22 protein-coding genes are annotated in these 22,266 nt (G+C 64.0%); 9 read left to right on the top strand and 13 right to left on the bottom strand.

Annotation, left to right across the window (positions count from 1 at the left end; all coding sequences use genetic code 11):
* The 4 genes from ubiB (at position 1) to D6201_RS07740 (ending at position 4,441) form a co-directional block, all read left to right on the top strand.
* The gene (gene ubiB / locus D6201_RS07755) at positions 1–1,557 is read left to right on the top strand and encodes a 2-polyprenylphenol 6-hydroxylase (RefSeq protein ID WP_120048272.1); all 1,557 of its coding nucleotides are present in this window, start codon (positions 1–3) and stop codon (positions 1,555–1,557) included.
* A gap of 90 nt (positions 1,558–1,647) precedes the next feature.
* Positions 1,648–3,381 carry a bifunctional phosphopantothenoylcysteine decarboxylase/phosphopantothenate synthase gene (locus D6201_RS07750; RefSeq protein ID WP_242447480.1) on the top strand — a complete coding sequence of 578 codons (1,734 nt, stop codon included), beginning with the start codon at positions 1,648–1,650 and terminating at the stop codon, positions 3,379–3,381.
* Entirely contained in the window at positions 3,374–3,844 is a 471-nt protein-coding gene (gene dut / locus D6201_RS07745; RefSeq protein WP_120048271.1) for a dUTP diphosphatase, read from the top strand. Before D6201_RS07750 ends, dut begins: the two co-directional genes overlap by 8 nt.
* A gap of 30 nt (positions 3,845–3,874) precedes the next feature.
* Positions 3,875–4,441 carry a hypothetical protein gene (locus tag D6201_RS07740; RefSeq protein ID WP_133303972.1) on the top strand — a complete coding sequence of 189 codons (567 nt, stop codon included), beginning with the start codon at positions 3,875–3,877 and terminating at the stop codon, positions 4,439–4,441.
* Between the two features lie 5 nt (positions 4,442–4,446).
* On the opposite strand, the gene D6201_RS07735 is transcribed toward D6201_RS07740, so the two are convergent.
* The 6 genes from D6201_RS07735 to secB form a co-directional block, all read right to left on the bottom strand.
* The gene (locus tag D6201_RS07735; RefSeq protein WP_120048269.1) at positions 4,447–4,791 is read right to left on the bottom strand and encodes a hypothetical protein; all 345 of its coding nucleotides are present in this window, start codon (positions 4,789–4,791) and stop codon (positions 4,447–4,449) included.
* 149 nt (positions 4,792–4,940) lie between these two features.
* Positions 4,941–5,207: a hypothetical protein gene (locus D6201_RS07730; RefSeq protein ID WP_120048268.1), complete on the bottom strand. Its 267-nt coding sequence runs from the start codon at positions 5,205–5,207 to the stop codon at positions 4,941–4,943.
* Between the two features lie 194 nt (positions 5,208–5,401).
* A complete protein-coding gene (locus D6201_RS07725) occupies positions 5,402–6,106 on the bottom strand; it encodes a DUF4136 domain-containing protein (protein WP_120048267.1) in 705 nt (234 codons plus the stop codon).
* Positions 6,107–6,259: 153 nt separating this feature from the next.
* Positions 6,260–7,279, bottom strand: a complete 1,020-nt coding sequence (trpS, locus tag D6201_RS07720) for a tryptophan--tRNA ligase (RefSeq protein ID WP_120048266.1) — start codon at positions 7,277–7,279, stop codon at positions 6,260–6,262.
* Positions 7,276–8,856, bottom strand: a complete 1,581-nt coding sequence (gene murJ, locus D6201_RS07715) for a murein biosynthesis integral membrane protein MurJ (protein ID WP_120048265.1) — start codon at positions 8,854–8,856, stop codon at positions 7,276–7,278. Before murJ ends, trpS begins: the two co-directional genes overlap by 4 nt.
* 28 nt (positions 8,857–8,884) lie before the next feature.
* Positions 8,885–9,430, bottom strand: coding sequence for a protein-export chaperone SecB (gene secB / locus D6201_RS07710; RefSeq protein ID WP_120048264.1), 546 nt, complete (start codon positions 9,428–9,430; stop codon positions 8,885–8,887).
* A gap of 247 nt (positions 9,431–9,677) precedes the next feature.
* Here secB and D6201_RS07705 point away from each other — a divergent pair, with 247 nt between their 5' ends.
* From D6201_RS07705 to D6201_RS07695, 3 genes are read left to right on the top strand one after another with little or no spacing between them, the layout of a single operon-like run.
* Positions 9,678–10,340, top strand: a complete 663-nt coding sequence (locus D6201_RS07705; RefSeq protein WP_120048263.1) for a Tim44/TimA family putative adaptor protein — start codon at positions 9,678–9,680, stop codon at positions 10,338–10,340.
* Between the two features lie 19 nt (positions 10,341–10,359).
* Entirely contained in the window at positions 10,360–11,544 is a 1,185-nt protein-coding gene (gene mltA, locus D6201_RS07700) for a murein transglycosylase A (protein WP_422664719.1), read from the top strand.
* Positions 11,541–12,092: a Smr/MutS family protein gene (locus tag D6201_RS07695; protein ID WP_120048261.1), complete on the top strand. Its 552-nt coding sequence runs from the start codon at positions 11,541–11,543 to the stop codon at positions 12,090–12,092. Before mltA ends, D6201_RS07695 begins: the two co-directional genes overlap by 4 nt.
* Before the next feature lie 3 nt (positions 12,093–12,095).
* Here D6201_RS07695 and D6201_RS07690 read toward each other — a convergent pair whose 3' ends face one another.
* Positions 12,096–12,644, bottom strand: a complete 549-nt coding sequence (locus D6201_RS07690) for a DUF2306 domain-containing protein (protein ID WP_120049285.1) — start codon at positions 12,642–12,644, stop codon at positions 12,096–12,098.
* Positions 12,645–12,803: 159 nt separating this feature from the next.
* Here D6201_RS07690 and D6201_RS07685 point away from each other — a divergent pair, with 159 nt between their 5' ends.
* Complete coding sequence (locus D6201_RS07685; RefSeq protein WP_120048260.1) at positions 12,804–13,589, top strand: LytTR family DNA-binding domain-containing protein; 786 nt, start codon at positions 12,804–12,806, stop codon at positions 13,587–13,589.
* On the opposite strand, the gene D6201_RS07680 is transcribed toward D6201_RS07685, so the two are convergent.
* From D6201_RS07680 to aroC, 6 genes are all read right to left on the bottom strand, one after another.
* Complete coding sequence (locus tag D6201_RS07680) at positions 13,590–14,516, bottom strand: hypothetical protein (protein WP_120048259.1); 927 nt, start codon at positions 14,514–14,516, stop codon at positions 13,590–13,592.
* Positions 14,507–15,883 carry a glycosyltransferase family 2 protein gene (locus D6201_RS07675; protein ID WP_199798181.1) on the bottom strand — a complete coding sequence of 459 codons (1,377 nt, stop codon included), beginning with the start codon at positions 15,881–15,883 and terminating at the stop codon, positions 14,507–14,509. Before D6201_RS07675 ends, D6201_RS07680 begins: the two co-directional genes overlap by 10 nt.
* Positions 15,884–16,032: 149 nt before the next feature.
* Positions 16,033–16,389, bottom strand: a complete 357-nt coding sequence (locus tag D6201_RS07670) for a hypothetical protein (protein WP_120048258.1) — start codon at positions 16,387–16,389, stop codon at positions 16,033–16,035.
* Between the two features lie 249 nt (positions 16,390–16,638).
* On the bottom strand, positions 16,639–18,852 hold the full coding sequence (katG, locus tag D6201_RS07665; RefSeq protein WP_120048257.1) for a catalase/peroxidase HPI: 2,214 nt from the start codon (positions 18,850–18,852) through the stop codon (positions 16,639–16,641).
* A 308-nt stretch (positions 18,853–19,160) separates the two neighbouring features.
* Entirely contained in the window at positions 19,161–20,189 is a 1,029-nt protein-coding gene (locus D6201_RS12835) for a hypothetical protein (protein WP_133303971.1), read from the bottom strand.
* 55 nt (positions 20,190–20,244) lie between these two features.
* Positions 20,245–21,315 (bottom strand): chorismate synthase, encoded by a 1,071-nt coding sequence (gene aroC, locus D6201_RS07660; RefSeq protein WP_120048256.1) that lies wholly within the window; start codon positions 21,313–21,315, stop codon positions 20,245–20,247.
* A gap of 346 nt (positions 21,316–21,661) precedes the next feature.
* Here aroC and ruvA point away from each other — a divergent pair, with 346 nt between their 5' ends.
* Positions 21,662–22,264 (top strand): Holliday junction branch migration protein RuvA, encoded by a 603-nt coding sequence (gene ruvA, locus D6201_RS07655; protein ID WP_120048255.1) that lies wholly within the window; start codon positions 21,662–21,664, stop codon positions 22,262–22,264.
* The last annotated feature ends 2 nt before the right edge of the window (positions 22,265–22,266 follow it).

Here is a 22,266-nt window from a genome sequence, read left to right as displayed (position 1 = left end):
GTGACGCGCCCCTCCACGCATATCTGGCGGCTCCTGAAATGGGGCCGGACCCTCGCGCGCCACGGGGCGCTGCGCGGGATCGAGCGTGATCCCAACACGCCCGTGCCGGTGCAGCGGCTGGTGCGGCTGGCGCGCTTCGGCACGATCCAGCCTAAGGAGCCCGATTATGCCGGGGCCTTTCGCGCCATCGGCCCGGCGGCCATCAAGCTTGGCCAGACGCTGGCGACGCGGCCCGATCTCGTCGGCGAGGATGCGGCGCACAATCTCCTCAGCCTGCAGGACAGCCTGCCACCGGTCGATTACGCCCTGATCGAGGATCAGCTCGCCCGTACGTTCGAGCGGCCTGTGGACGAGCTCTTCACCGAAATCGATCCCGTGCCCGTCGGCGCTGCCAGCATCGCCCAGGTCCATCGCGCCATCACCACCGAAGGCCGCGAAGTGGCGATCAAGGTGCTGCGTCCCGGCGTGCGCGAGAAATTCGCGCGCGACATCGCGACGTATGAATGGGCCGCGGCGCATCTGGAAGCGCTGGGCGGTGAAGCATCGCGGCTGCGCCCGCGCCTTGTCATCGCCAATTTCAAGCGCTGGACGAATAGCGAGCTCGATCTTCGCCGCGAGGCTGCCTCGGCTTCCGAACTGGCCGAGGCGATGCGCGGCATCGACCGATATCGCATTCCCGATATCGATTGGGATCGCACCAACGGCAAGATCATGACCATCGAGTGGATCGATGGCGTCAAGATTTCCGACCGCGGGGCGCTGATTGCCGCCGGCCACGATCTGCCCGATCTCGCCCGCCGCCTGGTAATCGCATTCCTTACGCAGGCGATCAGCGGCGGGTTTTTCCATGCCGACATGCATCAGGGTAATCTGTTCGTGAAAGCGGACGGGACGATCGTCGCCATTGATTTCGGCATAATGGGCCGGATCGACCGCCGGGCGCGGCAATGGCTGGCGGAAATTCTCTATGGCCTGATCACTGGCGACTACAAGCGGGTCGCGGAAATTCACTTCGAAGCGCAATATGTGCCGAGCTATCACTCGGTCGACGAATTCGCGACGGCGCTGCGCGCTGTTGGCGAGCCGATGCGCGGGAAGCCGGTGAGCGAATTGAGCGTCGGGCAGATGCTCGACGGATTATTCGCGATCACCCGCGATTTCGACATGCAGACCCAGCCGCATCTTCTGCTGCTGCAGAAAACGATGGTGATGGTCGAAGGCATCGCCACCCAGCTCGATCCGTCGATCAATATGTGGGAAACCAGCGCGCCCTATGTCCGCAGCTGGATCCGCGACGAGCTTGGACCCGAAGCGGCGATCGCGGACCGGATCCGCGAGGATGTCGGCACGCTGCTGCGCCTGCCCGACCTGGTGCGCCGGATAGAAAGCCGCTTTCCGCCCGAAGGCGGCGCGCCCGAGCCACCCCCATTGCCCGATGTCGAGCTGGTGTGGGAACGCCGTCGCCGCGAAGGGCGCGGATGGCTTGGTTATATCGCTGCCGCACTGGGCGGCGCTGCGCTTGTCTATGGCGGTGTCCTTACCGGCTGGCTCGGCTGATCGCGCCGCATGTTGGCGCAGGTGATAAAGCAATCTTAACCATCATTTGCGAAGGCGCACGCTTGGACTATTAGCGGATTATGACACGTCGTGCTGCACGAGCGCATAGAACCGGAATCGGAGGGTAACGCGACCAATCCCCGCATCCTGCTTGTCGTGGGCGGCGGCATCGCTGCCTACAAATCCTGCGAGCTCGTTCGTCTGATCAGGAAAGGCGGCGCCGACGTCACCTGCGTGCTGACGGAAGGGGGCGCGCAATTCGTGACGCCGATGGCGCTCGCCGCGCTGTCCGGAAATCAGGTCCACACCACGCTGTGGGATCTGAAGGACGAGGCCGAGATCGGCCATATCCAGCTTTCGCGCGACGCCGATCTGGTCGTCGTCTGCCCGGCCACGGCCAATATGCTCGCCAAGATGGCAGCAGGCATTGCGGACGATCTGGCGACCACCATGTTGCTTGCCACCAACCGGCCCGTCATGGCCGTGCCCGCGATGAACGTGAAGATGTGGCAGCACGAAGCGACGGAGCGCAACGTTGCCAAGCTGCGCGAAGACGGAATCCGGGTGATGGAGCCCGACATGGGCGACATGGCCTGCGGTGAATTCGGCCCCGGCCGCCTGCCCGAACCCGAAGCCGTGTGGCTCGAAATCGCCGAGGCGCTAGGCCTGGATGCAGGCGCCGCAAGCGCGGACATTGCTGCCTATCTCGCGCGCCGCAACAATGACGGCGAATGGCACGAGGAAGAAGCGGAGGACGACGGCTCTGCCGGAGGCGGCGGGCTGAGCGGTCTGCTATCCTCCATCATTCCGCGCACCGCGGCCAAGCCGGTCGAGGACGATGACGACGAATTCGCCGATATGGAATTGCCCGAAGGCATCGTCGAAGGGCCCGAACTGCCCGAGCCGGACCTGACCGGCGCGGAGCATCTCTTTGCCAAGAAAGGCAGCGCCAGCGCCGCACCGCCGACCGATCGCGAGGCTATCAATCACGAAGTCAATGCGCGCCAGCGGGCGCCCCAGCCATTCGAGGGCGAGGATGCCGCAGCGCCGGTCAATCCGGGCCAGGCAGGGGAGGCGCGCCCGCAAATCTCGCTGGCGCAGGACGAAGAGGAATTCGATCCGCTTGCCGGCCAGCCGGGCTTTGCCGACGATATCGAGCACCGCCCGCTTTACGGCAAGCATGTGCTCGTCACTGCCGGGCCAACGCATGAGCCGATCGATCCGGTGCGCTATCTCGCCAACCGTTCGAGCGGCAAGCAGGGATACGCCATCGCCGCCGCTGCCGCCGCTGCGGGCGCGCAGGTCACACTCGTCTCCGGCCCGGTGCATCTGGCCACTCCGCTCGGGGTCGATCGGGTGGATGTCGGCAGCGCGCAGGAAATGTCCGATGCCGTGCGCGCCGCGATGCCCGCCGATGTGGCCATCATGGTCGCTGCCGTCGCCGATTGGCGTCCGCGCGATTTCAAGGGCGAGAAGATGAAGAAGCGCGGCAGCGCGCCGCCCGCGCTCATCCTGTCCGAAAACCCCGATATCCTGGCCAGCGTCGCCGCCAGCGCGGATCGGCCGGACCTGCTGATCGGCTTCGCCGCCGAAACGAACGATGTGGTCGAAAACGCCCGCAAGAAGCGCAAGAGCAAGGGCGTGGACTGGATCGTCGCCAACGATGTGTCTGGCCCACCCGACGACAGCGTGATGGGTGGGGATGACAACAAGGTCCACCTTGTCCGCGAAGGCAAGGTCGAGCACTGGGACGCGATGACCAAGCAGGATGTCGCGATGAAGCTTGTCACCCAGATCGCCGAAAGGCTGACCGAGGATGCTTGAACCACAAGCGGTTCGCGTCCCCGTCCGTATCAAGCGCCTCGAACACGCTGACGGGCTGGCCCTGCCGAGTTACGCAACATCCGGCGCGGCCGGGATGGACGTGCTGAGCGCCGAGGACGTGACGATCCCGCCATCGGGCCGCCACGCCGTACCCACCGGCTTCGCGCTCGCCATCCCGGATGGATACGAGGTGCAGGTGCGGCCACGCTCCGGCCTCGCACTGAAGCATGGCATCACGCTGCCCAACACTCCCGGCACGATCGACAGCGACTACCGCGGCGAGCTGAAGGTCATTCTCATCAATCACGGTGACGAGCCCTTCGCCATCGCGCGCGGTGACCGGATCGCGCAACTCGTCCTCGCGCCCGTCACTCTTGCGAATTGGGACGAGGTGGAGGAGCTGGATGCCACCGATCGCGGCGCTGGCGGCTTCGGCTCGACAGGCGGCCACGCTAAGCTCTAGACTGACGCTCCGTCAGAGCGGAGACCAATAATGCTGCGGACCATTGGGGCTATTGCGATAGCGGGCGCGCTTCATGCAGGCACCGCGCTCGCATGCGTGCCACCACCTCCGCCGCCATTGCCGCCCGCGCAGCTAGATGGCGAGAGCGATGCGGACTTTGCGCACCGGCTCGAACTGTTCGAGCGGGAGCGGGAGCACGAGGCGGAGCTGTCCGCAGCCAGCGGCACAGCGTGGGCGAACGGTTATGAAAACGCCGTTTGGGAAGCGAGCCCGCAAGTGGTTGTCGCGCGGCTCATATCGCGGGAAACGACACGGATCGAGATTGCCGGTTACCGGGAGATCAACTCGCCGCTTGCGACGCTGGAAGTGACGCAGACGGCTCGGGGCGCAGGCGCACCGGAGCGCTTCACGCTGCAATATACCGGCCTCACCAGCTGCGGCCCGACCGGCCCGCTCGACGTGCTGGAAGGCGAAGTCGGCGATGAATTCGTGATTTTTGCCGGCACCGGCGCGCTCGGCATGAAAACTCTGATAAAGGCCTATCCGGCTATAGATTTCCGCCGCCGCCGCATCGCGGCGATGACGGCTGGCGACTAGCGGCGCTATCGCGAGGACCGCAGGAGTGTGTCTCCACGCGGATCGGACAATCGCGCTTCGTCTATCGGCAATGCCATCCATACAGCCAGCGAGCCGTCGGCCCTGCGCCAGTAATAGAGCGCGTAGATATCGCCCGGCTCCGGCTTTGCGAAACCGTAATCGCACGCTGCGGAGCCCCATCCCGCTTCGAACGTGTCGCTATCGGGGACGTTGTCATGCGTCCCTCGGACGAGGGCGGTCCGGACGCGATATGGGTGCGTGTCGTTGCTCGATTCACGGATGTATTGCGCGTTCTCCACACGAACGACCGCGCGCGCCGCGATAACTTCCTCAGCATACGCGCGGGTCAATTTTGACTCGGGAAGCTCAAACACCCTGCAGGCCTTCGCCGGAACCGCTGCAGAGGCTGTCGCAGCGCAGGCAGCTATGTAGATCGACAGAGCACGAAGTTTCATCAGCTTGGCATATGATCCGCGACGTGAAGGCCGGGTTAAGTCGGTCAGTTCTCGCCGAGCGTCGGCGGGGACGTCGGCCTGATGGGCGCCGTCGGCAGCTGTGTTACGCAAGGGTCGAGCCGTCCGCTATCACTGGCACGACGCTGCAGGGCGGGTTCGGGTCTGCGATCAGCCGCGCGTTCTTTGCGATCCTCGCGCTCGAGCTGCCGCGCAAGCGGGCTTTCGAGCAATATGTCGGTGAGCGCGGGGCCGAGTGCCACGCTGAGGCCGCTGTCTTTCTCCGCGCCGCCGGGCTGGCAATCGGGGACCACGTTTCACACCGTCCATTCACCATCGGCCCGCGCGCGATCCTGCGTGGCAGCGGGCGCCGCGACCATGGCCGTTGCGGCGATGACGAACAATGCTGTCGCCCTCATAGGAAGAATTCTATCGCCAAATTCGGCAAAGAAAAACGGGCCCCTCGCAAGGAGAGACCCGTTTATCGTGCTTTCCTACGCTTGCCGGATCAGCGGCGCGCGGTGGTCTCTTCCGGAGCGACCGAGATGCGCACGGTTTCGCCCGAATTGCCCGGGAAATCGGTGAACATCGCTTCAACCAGGTTCGGCACAAGATACTGCAGCCGGTCCGAGCGCGAAGCGGCTTCCGCACGACCCTCGAACAGGCGCTCACCTGTAGAAGCGCGGTCGATCTTCAGGCCGATATTGCTGGTATAGACCGTGTAGCTGCGAATGTCCGATCCGCCGAAGAACGGATCGTGCCAGCCATAGCCCCACGCCCGCGACGGCAGATAGGCGATGCGGGTGCGTCCGCGGCGATCGCGATAAGCGACCGGGCGCGAATACCCGTACCACGGGCGATAGAAAGGGTCGCTGCGAAAGCCGGTCGAGCGCACGCGCTCACGGCCATTGTCAACGCCGTAATCGAAGCGCACCAGAAGGGTGGCATCTTCCGGCGTGGCGGCCTGGACATAGCCCAGCTGCGCCATTTCGGATTCGACGTGATCGGCATAAAGCGAGAATTCGAGGCCGCCGGCAAGCGCCGGATCGTCGGCCAGAACGTAGAAGCTTTCGCCCTGCGGCGCGGGGAGCTGGCTTTCGAAACGCGACACATCGGCCTTGAAAGCGGGCGTCGCGCAGGCGGACAGGCCCAGAGCAAGCGCGGGAATCGCGGCAAGCTTCGCGGCCTTCTTGAGCTTGGTGGTTACGGTCATGATCAATCCCTTTTGATACGTGCGAACAGGCGCGTCGCCCTCACTTCGACACGCACGGAAACTCTCGATGGGGCGTGTTATGCCGCGGATGGGCTGAACCCGTCTTTAACCGAAAACCGCCAAAATTGAAAGATTAGAACGGCTTGAACGATGTCAGCCGCGCACGAGGCCCAGCGCGTTGTATGCTGCATCGAGCGTGGGCGCACCCGCATCCCGCGCCTGTGCCGCGCCGCGCGCCAGAATAGCGTCGAGCGACTCGCGATCTTGTTTCAGCTCGACGAAGCGATCGCGGATCGGGCCGAGCACCGATATGGCGAGATCGGCCAGGGCAGGTTTGAACTCACCGAAACCCTTGCCGCCATGCTCGCCGAGCACGGCATCGGGCGATGTCTCGGCCAGCGCGGCATAGATCGTGACGAGATTGCTCGCCTCTGCACGGTCATCCAGGCCCGCCATTTCGCTGGGCAGCGGTTCGGGATCGGTGCGGGCCTTGCGGAACTTTTGCGCCATCTCATCGGCATCATCGGTCAGGTTGATGCGGCTCATATCCGAAGGTTCCGACTTGGACATCTTTCGCGTGCCGTCGCGCAGAGACATGATCCGCGCCGCCGCTTCGGGGATATAGGGCTCGGGCAGGGTGAACACCGGGGCGTCTTCGGAAGCGAAATCGTTGTTGAACTTCTGCGCGATGTCGCGCGCCAGCTCCAGATGCTGCTTCTGATCCTCGCCGACAGGCACGTGCGTTGCCTGGTAAAGCAGCACATCGGCGGCCTGCAGCACCGGGTAGGAGAACAGCGCGACCGACTGGCCCTCGCGGTTCTTGCCCGCCTTGTCCTTCCACTGCGTCATACGGTTCAGCCAGCCCATCCGCGCCGTCCCCATCAGCAGCCATTGCAGCTCTGCGTGCTGCGGCACCTGCGCCTGGTTGAAGAGCGTCGTATTGGCCGGATCGAGCCCGCAGGCGACCAGCGTGGCGACCATTTCCAGCGTGCTGGCGTGCAGTTCGGCAGGCTCATGCGGCATGGAAAGCGCGTGCAGGTCGGCAAGGAAGATGAAGCACTTGCCGCCGCCCGCATGCGCTTCGTCCTGCAATTTCACGTAATTGCGGATCGCGCCGAGATAATTGCCGAGATGCGGCTTGCCGGTGGGCTGGATGCCGGAAACGACGATCATGACGCGGTGGGCTCTCTTTTCTTCGTGAGGGTGGCGATGCGCTGCCTGTCGATCGCGCCGATTGCAAAAGCGACGCCGAAATAGACGGCCGCTGCGCATCCTACGAGGACGATCAGCGCGCCAGCCCGCGCGAGCAGGCCGGCATCGTACCAGCCCGTAAGCAGATCGCGCGCGTACCACAAGGCGGCGCCCATCGCGGCGGCGGCGACCAGCTGTCTTGCAATCCGCCCGACCAGCGCCAGCGGGATGGTGTAGTACCGGCGCTTCGCCAGTATGATGTAGAGATACCCGACATTGATCCACGCGCCGATCACGCTGGCGAAGGCGACGCCGACGACGCCGAAGCGTTCGAGCAGCAGCAAGTTCATCGCCACGAAAACGACGAGCGAGATAAAGGCCGCATAGACGGGCGTGCGCGTGTCCGAGCGGGCGTAGAAATTTGGCACCAGCACCTTGACCAGCACATAGGCGGGCAAGCCGAGCACCAGCGCGCCGAGCACTTGCCCGGTCAGTTCCGCCTGGTCGAGCGAGAAGGCGCCCCCCTGGAAGATCATGGTGACGAAAGGTACCGCGCAGATCGCCAGAGCCGCAGCGGCAGGAATGGTGAGCAGCATGGCCAGTTCTATCGCGTCCGACTGAATGCGATCCGTCCCCTCCTTGTTGTTTGCCCCCACGAACTTGCTGAGCGTCGGCAGGATTGCGGTCGACAGAGCAATTCCGATAATGCCGAGCGGCAGCTGATTGAGCCGGTCGGCATAATTCATGTAGCTTATCGATCCACTGTCGAGCTGATTGAGAAAATAGAGCTGCACCAGCGTGTTGATCTGATACGCCCCTCCGCCAATGGCGGCGGGCAGCGCGATTATGGAAAGGCGCTTCACCTCCGGCGTGATGCGCGGCCAGAGCAGCTTCGGGCGAAACCCCTCGACTCGCGTCCAGACGAAGAGCCAGACCAGCTGGATGACGCCCCCGACCGTCACCGCCCACGCCTGGGTATAGCCCACCTGCCGTGTCGACCATCCCAGTTCGGCCATCGCGTAATCTCCGAACACCAAGGATGCGATCAAGACGAGATTGAGAATGATGGGAAAGCTCGCGCCCGGCGCGAAGCGGCTCACCGAATTGAGCATTCCTGTGAACAGGGTGACGAGGCTGACCAGGAGAATGTAGGGAAACATGATCCGCGCGAAATCGACTTCCATAGCGAAATCGGCGGGCGGCGCATCGCCATCGCCCAGAACGCGGATGATAAGCGGCATGGCCAGCATCATTACGGCGCAAAGGGCAATCAGCACCGGCAGGAAGACGCTCAATACGTCATCCGAGAAAGTGCGCGCGTCGTCGATGCCGCCTTCGCCGTGCAGGCGCTTTGAAAACATCGGCACGAATGCCGCGCTGAAAGCACCTTCGGCAAACAGGCGGCGGAAGACGTTGGGGATTATGAACGCCTGGAACCACGCATCGGTGACGGCGTTCGCGCCGAGCACGCGAGAGAAGATCATCTCGCGCGCCATGCCGGCGATACGGCTGACCATGGTCAGCCCGCCGATCGTTCCGACATGTCTGAGCAGGCTCATCGCGCGTCTGCCCGCGAGCTGATGGTCGTCAGCCTTCGCCGCCGGGGGTGTCGCCTGCCGGCGCCGGGCCGCCCTCTGCCGCTTCCGCCGCCCGCTTCTGTGCCAGCTGCTGGACATAGAGGCCGTTGAAATCGATCGGATCGAGCACCAGCGGCGCAAAGCCCGCATCGCGAACGGCGTCCGAAATCACCCGGCGCGCATAGGGGAAGAGAAGGCGCGGCGCTTCTGCATACGTAAAGGCGTGCTTCTGTTCCTCGGGCATGTTGCGCATGCCGACAAGGCCGCAATAGGACAGGTCGACGATGTAGGCCGTGCCCTGCGACGTCTTGCTGGTTGCCGTCACTTTCAGTTCGACTTCGGAAAGCTCGGCCTCGATCTCGCGCGCGCCGATATTGAACTGCACGTCCATTTCCGGCTGTTCGCGCCAGCGGAAGCTTTCGGGCGCCTTCGGGTTCTCGACCGAAAGATCCTTCACATATTGGGAGACGATGCCGGCCACCGGCTGGTTGTCCGCGCCATTGCCCGGAGGCGGCATATTGTCGAGATCGGTGAGAACGTCGTTGTCGTCGGCCATCTTGCTGCTTTCATGTGTCTGCGGACCGCGCAATCGTGCTGCTACCGGCCCCCGTGAATTTGAAGCCGCGCGCCTATCACCGATGACTATCGCCCGCAACGCTCCTGTCGAGCGTGCGGCGAGGCGTTTTGCATGCGCTTCAGGGGACCTTAAGCACTGGTTGCCCATTTGCTATTGGTCACTATCTGGTTCAGTGTAACAAGCGGCCCGCACGGTTGGAAAAGCGGGCAAACTGGGAATTTATTGCATGATTTGGCAAATCGTCATCCTCGCCATGATCGCCGCCTTTCTGGGCATGCGGCTTTATTCCGTGCTCGGTCGCAAGGCGGAGCATGAGGAAGAGGCGATTGCCAATCGGCTCGAACGCGCACGGCAGGATGCCGAAGAGCAGCAGCTGGCACCCGCTCCGCAAGGCGGTGAAACAGCGCAGTCCGAACGCGCGCTCGCCGGGTTCACGCCCGCTATCGAGCAGGGCCTGCGCGACATTTCCGCTGCCGACCGCAATTTCGAACTGCTGCCGTTCCTCGAAGGCGCGAAAGGCGCCTATGAAGTGGTCCTCGAAGCCTTCTGGCGCGGGGACAAGGAAGAGCTGCGCGAGCTGTGCGACGAGGATGTCTATCAGAGCTTCGCCGCTGCCATCGATGAGCGCGAGGCGGCGGGCTACAAGCTCCACAATCGCCTGATCCGGATCGAGGACGAGACCGTGCATTCGGCCGTGCTTGATGGTCGGATCGCGCGCATCGCAGTGCGGTTCGTCGCCGATATCGCCAGCGTCACCCGCGACAAGGACGGCAATGTCATCGCCGGTTCGCTCGACGATGCGATCGAGAGCCGCGACATCTGGACCTTCAGCCGCGATACCCGCAGCGACGATCCGAACTGGCTGCTCGACGAGACCGACGCGGCTTGATAGCCAGCGCGGCGTGACCATACTGCGCCGCCTCCTTTCGCTTTGCGCCATCGCCACGCTTTCCGCGTGCGGGCCGATGATACCTGCCGGCGACGTGCCTGCGACCGCCGGGCCGGTGCCTTCGACCGCGGCGGCGCTCGGCGTGATTGCGCTGCCGCTTTCCGCCATCGCCCCGCGCCAGGCCGACGCCGCGGCTGCGCTGAGGGCCTTTCGCCGATCCTGCCCCGTGGCGCTGCGGCGAGAGGACGTATCGGGCCTTACGCGAATGAGCGACTGGCAGCTTTCCTGCGATGCCGCGGCAAGCTGGCCGGAACGCGACGCGTCGCGGTTCTTCGCCAGCTATTTCACGCCTGTGCGCGTTGGCGAGGGTCAGGCTTTCGCAACCGGCTATTTCGAACCCGAGATACGCGGCGGCCGCCAGCGACGCTCCGCCAGCGATGTCCCGGTATACGGCGTCCCGCCCGATCTGGAGCGCTGCTGGCGCGACGACATGGCCGAAAGCGAGCGCGACGGACGCGCGCCGCTCAGCCGCCGCCTGCCCGATGGCCGCTGCATCGAGCATTTCACGCGCGCCGAGATCGAGGACGGCGCGCTCGAAGGGAACGCCACGCCGATCATCGGCTATGCGAGCGACCCGATCGAATTCTTCTTCCTGCAGATACAGGGCTCGGGCCGCCTCGTCACCGATACGGGTGAGGTCATGCGCATCGGCTATGCCAACCAGAACGGGCACGGCTATACCGGCATCGGCGCGCTGATGAGGCAGCGTGGGCTGATCGGTGACGGCACACCTTACGCCACTTCCATGCAGGGTATCGTCCAGTATCTGCGCGATCATCCGGCACAAGGCCGCGCGATCATGCGCGAGAATGAGAGCTGGGTGTTCTTCCGCGAATTGATTGGACCGGACGCGCAGATCGGCCCACTCGGCAGTATCGGGGTCCCGGTGGTGCGCGAAGCCTCCGTCGCGGTCGATCCGCGCTATGTCCCCTATGGTGCGCCCGTGCTCCTCGACCTCGATCGCGATGTCGCGGACGGATTGTGGATCGCACAGGACACGGGCGGCGCGATCAAGGGACCGAACCGCTTCGACACCTTCTGGGGCGCGGGCGAGGATGCGCGCGAAATCGCCGGTGGCATGAGCGGGCGGGGCAGCGCGGTGGTGCTGCTGCCGCGCGAGGCTGCCGCTCGCCTTGCGCGATGAGCTCGCCGAGAGGGCTGTCTGCCGAAGAGCAGGCGGTCTGGGAACGGCTGGCCAGCACCGTCGAACCGCTGACCGGCACCCGTAGCGCAAGTGCCGTCCCGCTCGATCCAGCGCCCCGCAGGGAGGCACCGACCGCAGAGGTACGCGCCTCGCGCGTATCACCGCGTTCCCAGCCCCCACATACTTCGCCGAAAGATGATCGCACTGGCCTCGATTCGCACTGGGAGCGCCGCCTTGCGCGCCCTTCGACAGAACCCGACTTCACGCTCGATCTGCATGGCCATACGCTCGATCAGGCGTACAGGCGGCTCGATTCCGGATTGACGCAGGCCAAGGCGATGGGCGCGCGGCTGGTGCTGGTGGTGACGGGCAAGCCGCGCCCGGTCGATGCGGCGGACAGAGGCAGCAAGCGCGGCGCTATCCGCGCCAAGATCCTCGACTGGCTCGCCGCGGGCAGCCATTCGTCCGACATCGCCGCCATACGAAAAGCGCACCGCCGCCACGGGGGCGAAGGCGCGCTTTACCTGGTGCTGAAACGGCGTCGGTGAGGCTCAGCCGAAGGTCATGACGTTCATCAGTCGGCCGTCGAGCACGAAGGCGAAGACGCCCGGAATCATCAGCGCGCCCAGAAACAGGCCGACGATTTCGTTCCTGTGCTGCTTCATGTCGCCCTTGCGCGCCGAGGAGACGATCAGCCACGCGGCGCGGTAGGTCATCGGCACGAAGATGTGGATCCAGGTGAAATTGCCGAGGCCGTGAATCCACAGCGTGCTCGTAGCCGTCACTACCATCAGCGCGACCCACAACTTTCCCAGCTGTTTGTGCATCGCTGTTCCCTTCGGCGCGAGCAGCAGGAAAAGGCCGAGCGGCACGCAGGGCACGACGGTTGTGACATGGATCACGACCGCGATATTGCCCAGATGCGGCAGGTCCGGCGTCAGCCCGAGCATTCCGCGAGCGATGGCGAGGACGCAAAGGGCCGTCATCGCCGTCCCGGCCACCATTACGATGCCGCGCGTCAGCGGCGTCAGGTCGAGCGCGCCGGCTGGGCGGTGAAACGGGTTGAGAAACTGTATCGAGCGGGCGGTAGCAGCGGTCATGTCGGTATCCCCTTCGGTTCGTTGGGAGCCGTTTTGCCGTGCCGCCATTCACGCGCAACGCGCCATGCGGGGACGGGCGCGATCCTTCGTGAACCGCGCGGATTTCGGCCATGCTGCCACTTTACGAAGCGCCAATGGGCGCTAGTCTCGGCCCCTGAAATGAGCGAATTGACACTTTCCACCCGCGCCGCCGTTACGCGCCGCCTGCTGATCGACCTCGCGGTGATGACGGCCATCGGCGTGGTGCTTGCGCTTATCGGCCCGTTCGGCAGTTTCCAGGATCCGCTGCCGGTGCGCCTGCTGTGGTGGGTGAGCCTCGCCTGGGTCGGCTATGCGCTATATTCACCGATCGACTGGCTGGCGAAGCGGCTGGCACCGGTCCTCGCCCTGCCCGCATGGGCGCTCCGCGTCGTCGGCGTATTGGTTTCCTCGGCGCCGATGGCGGTGCTCGTCTGGATGCTGCCGCGCGACGCGTGGCACTGGCCGGGCCTCGACCTTGCGCTGACGCATTATGCCTATGTCGCCATTATCGGCGGACTGATTACGCTGGTGAACACGCTCGTCCAGCGTTCGTCCGCCAACACGGTGCAGCCGCCGCCAGCGGCGACCGAACCGGAACCGCAAAGCGCACCGCAGCCGCGCTTCCTGGAGCGCCTCCCCGCCCATCTCGGCAGCGATCTGATGGCGCTGGAAATGGAGGACCATTATGTCCGCGCGCATACGGCGCTGGGCAGCGAGCTCGTCCTCATGCGGATGCGCGACGCGGTGGCGGAGCTGGACGGGATCGAAGGAGAGCAGGTCCATCGCAGCTGGTGGGTTGCGCGCGGCGCGGTCGGCGATGTGCAGCGCGATGGGCGCAATGTGCGCCTGATCCTGGAAAACGGTCTCGAAGCGCCGGTCAGCCGCGCCAATGTCGCTGCGCTGAAAGAGCGCGGCTGGATCTGATCAGAACCGCCGCGTCACGCCCAGCATCGCCTGGAAATAGCTGTAGCCTTCACCCGCGCTCGCCGTGTTCGACGGCGTATCGGTGTAGGTAAGCTCCGCGCGCACGGACCAGTCTCGCGGCCCCGGCGGGCTGATCGCGCGGGCGTGCAGATAGTTCGCCTGCCGCCAATCGCTTTCGGAATCGCGCTGGACGCCGATCCCGCCCGCGCCGAGCAATTGCCACCCGCTGACAAAGCGCCGCATCTGCAGCACGGGCAGCAATTCGGCATACCATTCGGGCGAGTAGTAATCGAATTCGCCCGGATCGCTGCTGGTGAAATATCGCCCGCGCAATTGCGCGCTCAGCCCCAGATCCGGGTCGATCACATGGACGTAATTCGCCCGTGCATGGAGGCGGACATTGTCGCCGGTAAAGGCCTGCACGCCGCCGAGCACAGTTACGATGTTGCGATCGTCGATCGGCAGGTCCAGCGCCGCCCCGGCATAGGTTGAATAGATGCCTTCATCGAGGCCGCGCGGGGTTTCCACCACGTCGCGCTCGATAAAGAATTCCTTCCGGAACCGCGCATCGTCATTGACCGATGCGGAGCCGATCACCGTGTCGCCATCGGTGCCGACGCTGATGCGCCAGTCCCATGGGCCGGAGCTGTCGGCCGCCTGCAGGAACACGCGCTCCCGCTCCCGCACGCCAGTGTCCAAGGGATCGTACCAGGCCTTCTCCACCCGGATGCCGAGCCTGTCTTGCTCGCCCGCATTGCGCAGGTCGAAATCCACGGCCAGACGCTGAACGTCGGTATCCTCGCTATCGCTGGAGACGAAGGCGTGAACGCCGATGGCCGGGCGTGCTTCATCCTGCGCCAAGGCGGGGGCCGGGCTGAACAGCGTGGCGGCGAGGAGCGCCGCGCGGATATTTCTCATCAATTCCATTGCTTGCGCCCTCCGGCGAATTCGGCAGCGTAACCCCACACCGAAACGGGCTGCATCAGCAGCGGGTAGACGATGGCGTAGAGCAGGAAGCCGATGGCGCTGCGCTCCATTTCGATCTCCTGCCGCTTCAACATGCGCGTCTGGATGCGGTAGATGACGATGTTCCACAACAGCGCCAGCGGCAGCACGAGCAGGGTGATCGGCCCGGCGAGCCAGAAGATGCCGAGAAAGGCCAGCACCAGGCCGGGAATGAAGGCGAAGGAGAAGGTGATGTCGATGCTGACGAAGAGCAGGTTCCACCAGATGAACATGGTGCGCATCTTCGGCGCGATCAGCAGCTCCTTGTGGATCGCCAGCGCTTCTATCATGCCGCGCGCCCAGCGTTTTCGCTGTTTGGCGAGGCCGCGCAGGCGAATCGGCGCATGCGTCCAGGCGACGGCGTCCTCGGCATATCCGGTGCGGTAACCGGCTCTCAGCAGACTCCATGTGAGGACGATGTCCTCGCCCACCGTGTCCGGCCAGCCGCCCGCTTCCTCCAGCGCCTCTCTCCGGTAGATCGAGAAAGCACCCTGGGCGACCAGCGTGCCGTAATACATGGCCTGCATCCGCTTCACCGCGGCGATGCCGTGGAAATAATCCCACTGCTGTGCCCGCGCGATCCAGCTCGCATCGTAATTTGCTGTCAGCAGCGATCCGGCGATGGCGACCGTTTCCGGCGGAGCGGCAGCAAGATGCTCCACCAGCGAGATAATGCTGCCTTTTTCCAGCAGCGTGTCGGCATCGATGGTGACGATAAGACCGTGGCTGGCGCGGGCGAGGCCGTCATTGAGCACGCTCGCCTTGCCGCGGTTCTTGCGGTGGCTGACAAGAGTCATGCTGGTCCGCCCGCCGCTCGGAAAGAGGGTCATCCGGGCATTTACCTGCTCCGCCGTCCCATCGGTCGAGCCGTCGTCCAGCACGAGGATTTCGAGCTCTCCGGGGTATTCGAGGCGCGAGAGGGAAGCGAGCGTCTCTCCGATCAGCCTTTCCTCATTATACGCGGCGACAAGAACGGTGATGGCTGGCCAGCGCGATGGCGTGCGGCGCTGCGCGTCCGGTCGCAATACGAGGCTGGACAGCAGGAAGGCGTTCATGAAGCCGGGGACGTAGGCAATGAAGGTCAGCACGAAGAGCGCGACGATGGGATGGGCAAGATTGCCGAGATCCGCCAGCCAAGGCAGCGACACCCATATGCTGAACAGCACCCAGAACAGCGCCAAGGCGATGCAGACCACGAAACGCAGGCTCGCCCGGCGATCTCGCTTGTTCCAGTAATCCTCGGAATGGCCCGCAGAAAGGCGGGGCGAAATCGGCGGGGATCCTGTCACGCTGGCCATGATTAATCCGAATTTCCGTCCTGAAAGTGAATATGGCGGTAAGGCTGTTTGCCAACCCGGTCCTCACACCTCTTGGCCACGCTCTTCTCGATCAGGAGAAAGATGTGGCCGATACAATCGCCGAACGCGCCGTCGATGCGCTACTCACCGCCGCCATTTTCGCGGCCAAGGGCACCGTCGCCGTCCTCGGCTTCGAGAGCCTGCTCGTCTGAATCGGGCACGCCGCGCGCCGCATCGGCAATATCCCGGGCGCGCGCCTCTGCGCCGTGCTCCAGGCGTTCGACCATATCCTTGACGTTCGGCGGCTGGGCGATCGTGCCGGCCTGCGCCGCCTGTTCGAGAGAGGTCTGCGCCACCCACACGGCACCCAGCGCGCCCAGCGCTGCGACCCAAGCGAGGGCAAAGACCTTTATCGGTCGGCTGTTGGCATAGCGGTAGGGGCGCTGGTCATCCCCGTCGCTTTCGTCCGGGCGCGGTGCGCCCCCTGTCTGTCCCATTTGCGGCCCTTCGATTTCGGAAGGACCATACCGCGCGAAGCTGCGGAAATCCCTACGTATCACTCATGACAATGGTTAATTCGGCATAGACCGTTCGGTATCGTCGATGAACGGCGCGGTAGGTTTCATTCGCAACCGGACTGGGGTGTAAAAAGGCCCCCGACAGCGGACTGCCGAGGGCCTTCCAGCGACCCGAAGAGTCTTGGGGGGCAAGCTCTTGCGGGCTTTGGCCTTTACGGCTGGCGCCGATTAGCCGTGATATTTGGCGCAGCGCAAGTCGAAGCGATCGGCGTCCATCACCTTCGTCCACGCGGTGACGAACGTGTCGAGGAACTTCGCCTCGCCGCCGTTTTCCGCAAAGACTTCGGCGATGGCACGCAGCTGCGAGTTGGAGCCGAAGACGAGGTCCGTACGGGTGGCGCGATAACGCTCCTCGCCCGTCTTGCGGTCCTTGCCGACGAATTCCTCATCGCCGCTCTCGTCCACCACTTCCCACTTGGTATCCATCGACAGCAGATTGACGAAGAAATCGTTGGACAGCGTACCCGGACGATCGGTGAAAACGCCGATACTGTCGCCATGCGTCGGGTGCGCGTTCACTGCACCCAGCGCACGCATCCCGCCGACCAGTGCGGTCATTTCCGGGATGGAAAGGCCGAGCAGATGCGCCTTGTCGACCAGCATGTCCTCGGTCTTCACCTGCGCCTTGGTCCGCAGATAGTTGCGGAAACCGTCGGCGAAGGGCTCGAGCGGTTCGAAGCTTTCGGCATCGGTGTGCTCGTCCGTCGCGTCGCCCCGGCCGGTGGTGACATCGACCTTGATCGAATGACCGCCATCCTTGGCTGCCTTCTCGATCGCCGCCGCGCCGGCCAGCACGATGGCATCGGCCATCGACAGGTCGCCGCGAATCTCGTCGAGCTTGGACAGGACCCTGGAGAGCGTCTCCGGCTCGTTCGCTTCCCAATCCTTCATCGGAGCCAGGCGAATGCGCGCGCCGTTGGCGCCGCCGCGATGATCTGAATTGCGGTAGGTCGAGGCCGAGGCCCACGCCACCTTCACCAGTTCGGCGACGGTCAGGCCGCTATCGAGAACCTTGCTCTTGAAGTCGGAGACCGCGCTGTCAGAAGGCTGAGAACCGGCGGGAACGGGATCCTGCCAGATCAGCGTTTCTTCGGGCACTTCGGGGCCCATGTAACGCACCTTCGGGCCCATATCGCGGTGGCACAGCTTGAACCATGCTCTGGCGAAGGCATCGTCGAGCGCCGCCTGATCGTCGCGGAAGCGTTCGGAAATCTTGCGATAATCCGGGTCCATCTTCAGCGCCATGTCGGCGGTCGTCATCATGGTCGGCACCTTCAGGCTCGGATCGCGCGCATCGGGCGCCATGTCTTCCTCGTCCGGGTTCACCGGCTGCCACTGCTTCGCGCCTGCCGGGCTTTCGACCAGTTCGTAATCGTATTTGAACAGCAGGCGGAAATAGTCGCCGCCCCACTGCGTCGGATTGGGCGTCCACGCGCCTTCGATGCCCGACGTGGTGATGTTGCCCTTGGCGATCTCTTCCTCGTCGTTCAGCCAGCCGAAGCCCTGCAGTGCGAGCGCTTCGCCTTCGGGCGCGCCGCCGAACGTGTCGGCGGGCTTGGCACCGTGCGCCTTGCCGAAAGCGTGGCCACCTGCGGTGAGAGCGACGGTTTCTTCGTCATTCATGGCCATGCGGGCAAAGGTCTCGCGCATGTCGCGGGCCGATTGCAGCGGGTCGGGATTGCCGCCCGGACCTTCCGGATTGACGTAGATGAGGCCCATCTGGATCGCGGCAAGCGGGTTCTCCAGTGCCTTGCCCTCATCGGGGATGATGCGCGTTTCGACGCCCTGGTCGACCCACAACTCTTCCGTGCCCCAATAGACGGTTTCGGGCTCGAACACGTCCGCACGGCCGCCACCGAAGCCGAAGACCGGGCCGCCCATGCTTTCGATGGCGACATTGCCGGTGAGGATGAACAGGTCCGCCCAGGAAATGTTCTTCCCGTATTTCTGCTTGATCGGCCAGAGCAGGCGGCGCGCCTTGTCGAGATTGCCGTTGTCGGGCCAGGAATTGAGCGGAGCGAAACGCTGCTGGCCGCTGGACGAACCGCCGCGCCCGTCACCGGTGCGATAGGTGCCCGCGGCGTGCCACGCCATGCGGATGAAGAACGGGCCGTAATGGCCGTAATCCGCTGGCCACCACTCCTGACTGTCCGTCATCAGGTCCGTGATGTCCTGCTTCAGCGCCTTGTAGTCGATCGTGTTGAACGCTTCGGCATAGTCGAAGTCCGGCATCGGATCGGCCTGCAATCCGTGCTGGGTAAGAATGTCGAGCTGCAGCGCATCGGGCCACCAGTCGCGATTGGTGCGACCCAGAAGGTCACGCGTTTCGCCGTGCCCGGTGAAGGGGCAGCCGCCGGAAATCGAGCCAGTTTCAGCATCCATGTCGAAAAATTCCTCTCGTCAAATCGTAAGGGGTCGAGTCGTCAATGGATGGAATATGCGGGCGTTCCGGTGATTAGTCCAATCGATTAGATTTGGCGGATTGAGCGAGTGGGACGATTAGTCGGCAAGGCGTGTGTGGTGCAGGGTGAGAGGCGCATGGCGAGACTGACAAACGTGCCCTCATGGTCGGCCCGGACCTGATCCGGGCCAATGCTTCCTGCAAGCGCGACGTCGGAAGAAAAGCACTACCCCGGATCAAGTCCGGGGCAACGGAGGGGCTGGAGTGGGGTGGAGAGAAGACATCTATTTTAGGCAGTTTCTCTCGCCTTCTTTTGTATGAAATCCGCTCTGGAGCGCACGGATCTGGATGCGTCTTTAGTGCAGCGCTGAATAAATTCGTGGTCGATCGATTTGTAGAGCCCGAGTTCGATCACTCCTGATAGAGCGACACGCCTTACGACAGCGGATTTGTCATTCGCTCCTTCTTGGATCAAAGCAATCGGATTGCGTTCTATTGACAGCGATCTAGCAATGATTTTCGGCTCACGCCTCCGAAGGCCCATCGGTTTGTCAATCCAGCGCAAAACAGTCCCATCTTTATATCTCGCGTTTCCTCTAATCAGGCTTCGCAGCGCGATTGCTCTTACTCCCGGAACCTTAGAGTTTGACGCGATGGTCGGAAGATACGGATCGATCCAATCGTATCGTAGTAGGTAGGAAAGAAACGACGGTAAGGGACCCTTCCTTCCATCAAGAAGTTTTGCCACAATCTCCTCTTTGACATCATCTCTGGTAATGGCCTCTTCCAAGACTGCCTTTCCTCTAGCGTTCCATCGCCTCCAAGTGGTTCGAGGGTGAACAGTTTCAAAGAAAAAATCTGCAAGCGGTTTTGCATCTGTCTTCGGTAGGCACCGAGCAGCACATGCAAGAGCACTCTTACGCACTTGTGGAACCCAGTCATTCAATCGCCACGCCAATGCCGCGACCAAGAAGGTATTCGGGATCGGCCCCCTGATCCGCTCAAGTGCAGCCTGGCGGATGAATCCATTCCGATGGAAGATGAAAAGCAACGCCACGTCCGGCTCATTCGCAAGAAGATACCGGTCGCTTTGTTCTACGGGGAGAAGCCTTCGCCACCAGCTAGTCTTACGTTGCCACTGCCAAAGGTTAGCCGCAGTTCCAATTACGCTGGCCGCCTCAGAAATAGACGAAGCTGTTTGCCGCCCCATCGCTTCTACGACTGTCGCCAATGCCTCCTGAAGGCCGCGACCTGAGCGTCTAGCGACGAGATAATCATTCAAAGCGATCGCCAGTTCGTCATTCAGAACGGAGTTCATTCCGACTGACTAGCCGCCCCACCAATCGTCCGCAATCAGGGTCGCAGCAGACGCCTCACCCACACTGCGCGCGGTGCAGCAGCTTCTGATCCGCCAGCACCAGCGCCATCATCGCTTCCACCACCGGGACGCCGCGGATGCCGACGCAGGGGTCGTGGCGGCCTTTCGTGCTGATCCGCGTCGCCTCGCCTTCGGTCGTGATCGTGTCCACGGGGGTGAGGATGGAACTGGTCGGCTTGAAGGCGACGCGGCAGGTGACGGGCTGGCCGGTGGAGATGCCGCCTGCGGTGCCGCCCGAATGGTTGCTGGCGAAATCCACCGCGCCGCCTCCGCCCGGCGACATGCTGTCCGCATTGGCCTCGCCCGAAGCGCGCGCGGCGGCGAAACCGTCTCCGATTTCCACGCCCTTGGTGGCGTTGATGGTCATCATCGCGGCGGCGATCTCGCTGTCGAGCTTGGCGTAGATCGGCGCGCCCCATCCGGCGGGAACGCCGCGCGCCTCGCATGCCACGGTCGCGCCCAATGAAGAGCCTGCCTTGCGCGTTTCGTCGATCACGCCTTCCCATGCATTTGCCGCTTCCGGGTCCGGGCAGAAGAAGGGATTGGCGCCGATCGCGTCCCGATCGAAGCGGTCGTAGTTGATCGCGTGCGGGCCGATGGCCTCGGTCCACCCGGTGATCGTCACCTCGGGAATGACGAGCCGCGCAATTGCGCCCGCCGCCACCCGCGCCGCCGTTTCCCGCGCGCTCGACCGCCCGCCGCCGCGATAGTCGCGAAATCCGTATTTGGCGTCATACGTGTAGTCCGCATGGCCGGGGCGATAGGCCTTGGCGACCTCGCTGTAATCCTTGCTGCGCTGATCGGTATTCTCGATCATCAGGCTGATCGGCGTGCCGGTGGTGCGGCCTTCGAAGGTGCCCGAGAGGATAAGCACTTCGTCCGCCTCGCGCCGCTGCGTGGTGAAGCGGTTCTGCCCGGGTTTGCGCGCATCGAGGAAGGGCTGGATGTGCTCTTCGGTGAGCTCCAGCCCCGGTGGGCAGCCATCTACCACTACGCCAAGCGCAGGCCCGTGGCTCTCCCCCCAGGTGGTGAAGCGCAAGACGCGTCCGAAAGTGTTCCAGCTCATGGCGCAATGTCATAGCCGCATGGGCGGGCGTGTCGAGAGATCGCGCTGTCCTACAGGGCGTGCCTTCTTCCATCACGGTGACATGAGCGCGCATACAGGGTTACAGATCGGCTTGGAAAAGGTGACACTTCGGCTCGCCGCAAGGTCACACAAAAGGCCCGCGAAAGTGACGGTTTCTGCGCCAAGGGTCACAGTTTCGGACGCAAGGTCACACTTTTCGCCGCCCAGGGTTACAGATCGGCGTTTTTGCTCCTGGACACTGTGCCACTTGTCACACCCCCTTACGCTGCGGACAGCGGCGCGGGCGCTCTGGACCGGTGGCGGCGGAGCGGGCAGGGAGGTGTCCATGATTGCAAAGCTGACAGGCAAGCTCGACGAAACCGGCGGCGACTGGGCGGTGATCGACGTCGCGGGTGTGGGCTACCTCGTCCACTGCTCGGCCAAGACGCTGACCGCGCTGGGCGAGCAGGGCGGCGAGTGCACGCTCTACACCGACCTGCAGGTGAGCGAGAACAACATGCGGCTGCTGGGCTTCGCCGAAGCGGGGGAGCGCGACTGGTTCCGCCTGCTGACGGGCGTGCAGGGCGTGGGCAGCAAGGTCGCGCTCGCCATCCTCTCCGCCCTCTCGCCCGGAGAGCTGCGCGATGCCTGCGCCGGTGGCGACGCGGCCAGCGTGGCGCGAGCGCAGGGCGTCGGGCCGAAGCTGGCCGGGCGCATCGTCAACGAGTTGAAGGACAGGGCGGGGGTTCTGCCGGGTGGCGGCGTGGCTGGCGGCGCGGCGGTGTCCCCCGCCGGCGGAGCGAGCGCCGATGCGGTGAGCGCCTTGCAGAACCTCGGCTTCAAGCCAGCGGTGGCCGCGCAGGCCGTGGCGCGCGCGCAGGAGGAACTGGGCGCGGAGGCGGACGAGGGCGCGCTGATCCGCGTGGCGCTCAAGAAGGCGGCAGGATAGGA

The sequence above is a fragment of the Aurantiacibacter aquimixticola genome (assembly GCF_003605475.1).
GTDB classification, from domain to species: Bacteria; Pseudomonadota; Alphaproteobacteria; order Sphingomonadales; family Sphingomonadaceae; genus Alteraurantiacibacter; species Alteraurantiacibacter aquimixticola_B.
This window is presented reverse-complemented; position numbering and strand designations above follow the sequence as displayed.

Excerpts from the sequence above, each read along its gene's own strand:
- D6201_RS07685 (WP_120048260.1), top strand. The coding sequence starts at position 12,804 with ATGAGCGAATTGACACTTTCCACCCGCGCCGCCGTTACGCGCCGCCTG.
- murJ (WP_120048265.1), bottom strand. The coding sequence starts at position 8,856 with ATGAGCCTGCTCAGACATGTCGGAACGATCGGCGGGCTGACCATGGTC.
- D6201_RS07705 (WP_120048263.1), top strand. The coding sequence starts at position 9,678 with ATGATTTGGCAAATCGTCATCCTCGCCATGATCGCCGCCTTTCTGGGC.
- D6201_RS07680 (WP_120048259.1), bottom strand. The coding sequence starts at position 14,516 with ATGGAATTGATGAGAAATATCCGCGCGGCGCTCCTCGCCGCCACGCTG.
- ruvA (WP_120048255.1), top strand. The coding sequence starts at position 21,662 with ATGATTGCAAAGCTGACAGGCAAGCTCGACGAAACCGGCGGCGACTGG.
- dut (WP_120048271.1), top strand. The coding sequence starts at position 3,374 with ATGCTTGAACCACAAGCGGTTCGCGTCCCCGTCCGTATCAAGCGCCTC.
- aroC (WP_120048256.1), bottom strand. The coding sequence starts at position 21,315 with ATGAGCTGGAACACTTTCGGACGCGTCTTGCGCTTCACCACCTGGGGG.
- katG (WP_120048257.1), bottom strand. The coding sequence starts at position 18,852 with ATGGATGCTGAAACTGGCTCGATTTCCGGCGGCTGCCCCTTCACCGGG.
- D6201_RS07670 (WP_120048258.1), bottom strand. The coding sequence starts at position 16,389 with ATGGGACAGACAGGGGGCGCACCGCGCCCGGACGAAAGCGACGGGGAT.
- D6201_RS07740 (WP_133303972.1), top strand. The coding sequence starts at position 3,875 with ATGCTGCGGACCATTGGGGCTATTGCGATAGCGGGCGCGCTTCATGCA.
- secB (WP_120048264.1), bottom strand. The coding sequence starts at position 9,430 with ATGGCCGACGACAACGACGTTCTCACCGATCTCGACAATATGCCGCCT.
- D6201_RS07725 (WP_120048267.1), bottom strand. The coding sequence starts at position 6,106 with ATGACCGTAACCACCAAGCTCAAGAAGGCCGCGAAGCTTGCCGCGATT.
- D6201_RS12835 (WP_133303971.1), bottom strand. The coding sequence starts at position 20,189 with ATGAACTCCGTTCTGAATGACGAACTGGCGATCGCTTTGAATGATTAT.
- D6201_RS07695 (WP_120048261.1), top strand. The coding sequence starts at position 11,541 with ATGAGCTCGCCGAGAGGGCTGTCTGCCGAAGAGCAGGCGGTCTGGGAA.
- D6201_RS07690 (WP_120049285.1), bottom strand. The coding sequence starts at position 12,644 with ATGACCGCTGCTACCGCCCGCTCGATACAGTTTCTCAACCCGTTTCAC.
- trpS (WP_120048266.1), bottom strand. The coding sequence starts at position 7,279 with ATGATCGTCGTTTCCGGCATCCAGCCCACCGGCAAGCCGCATCTCGGC.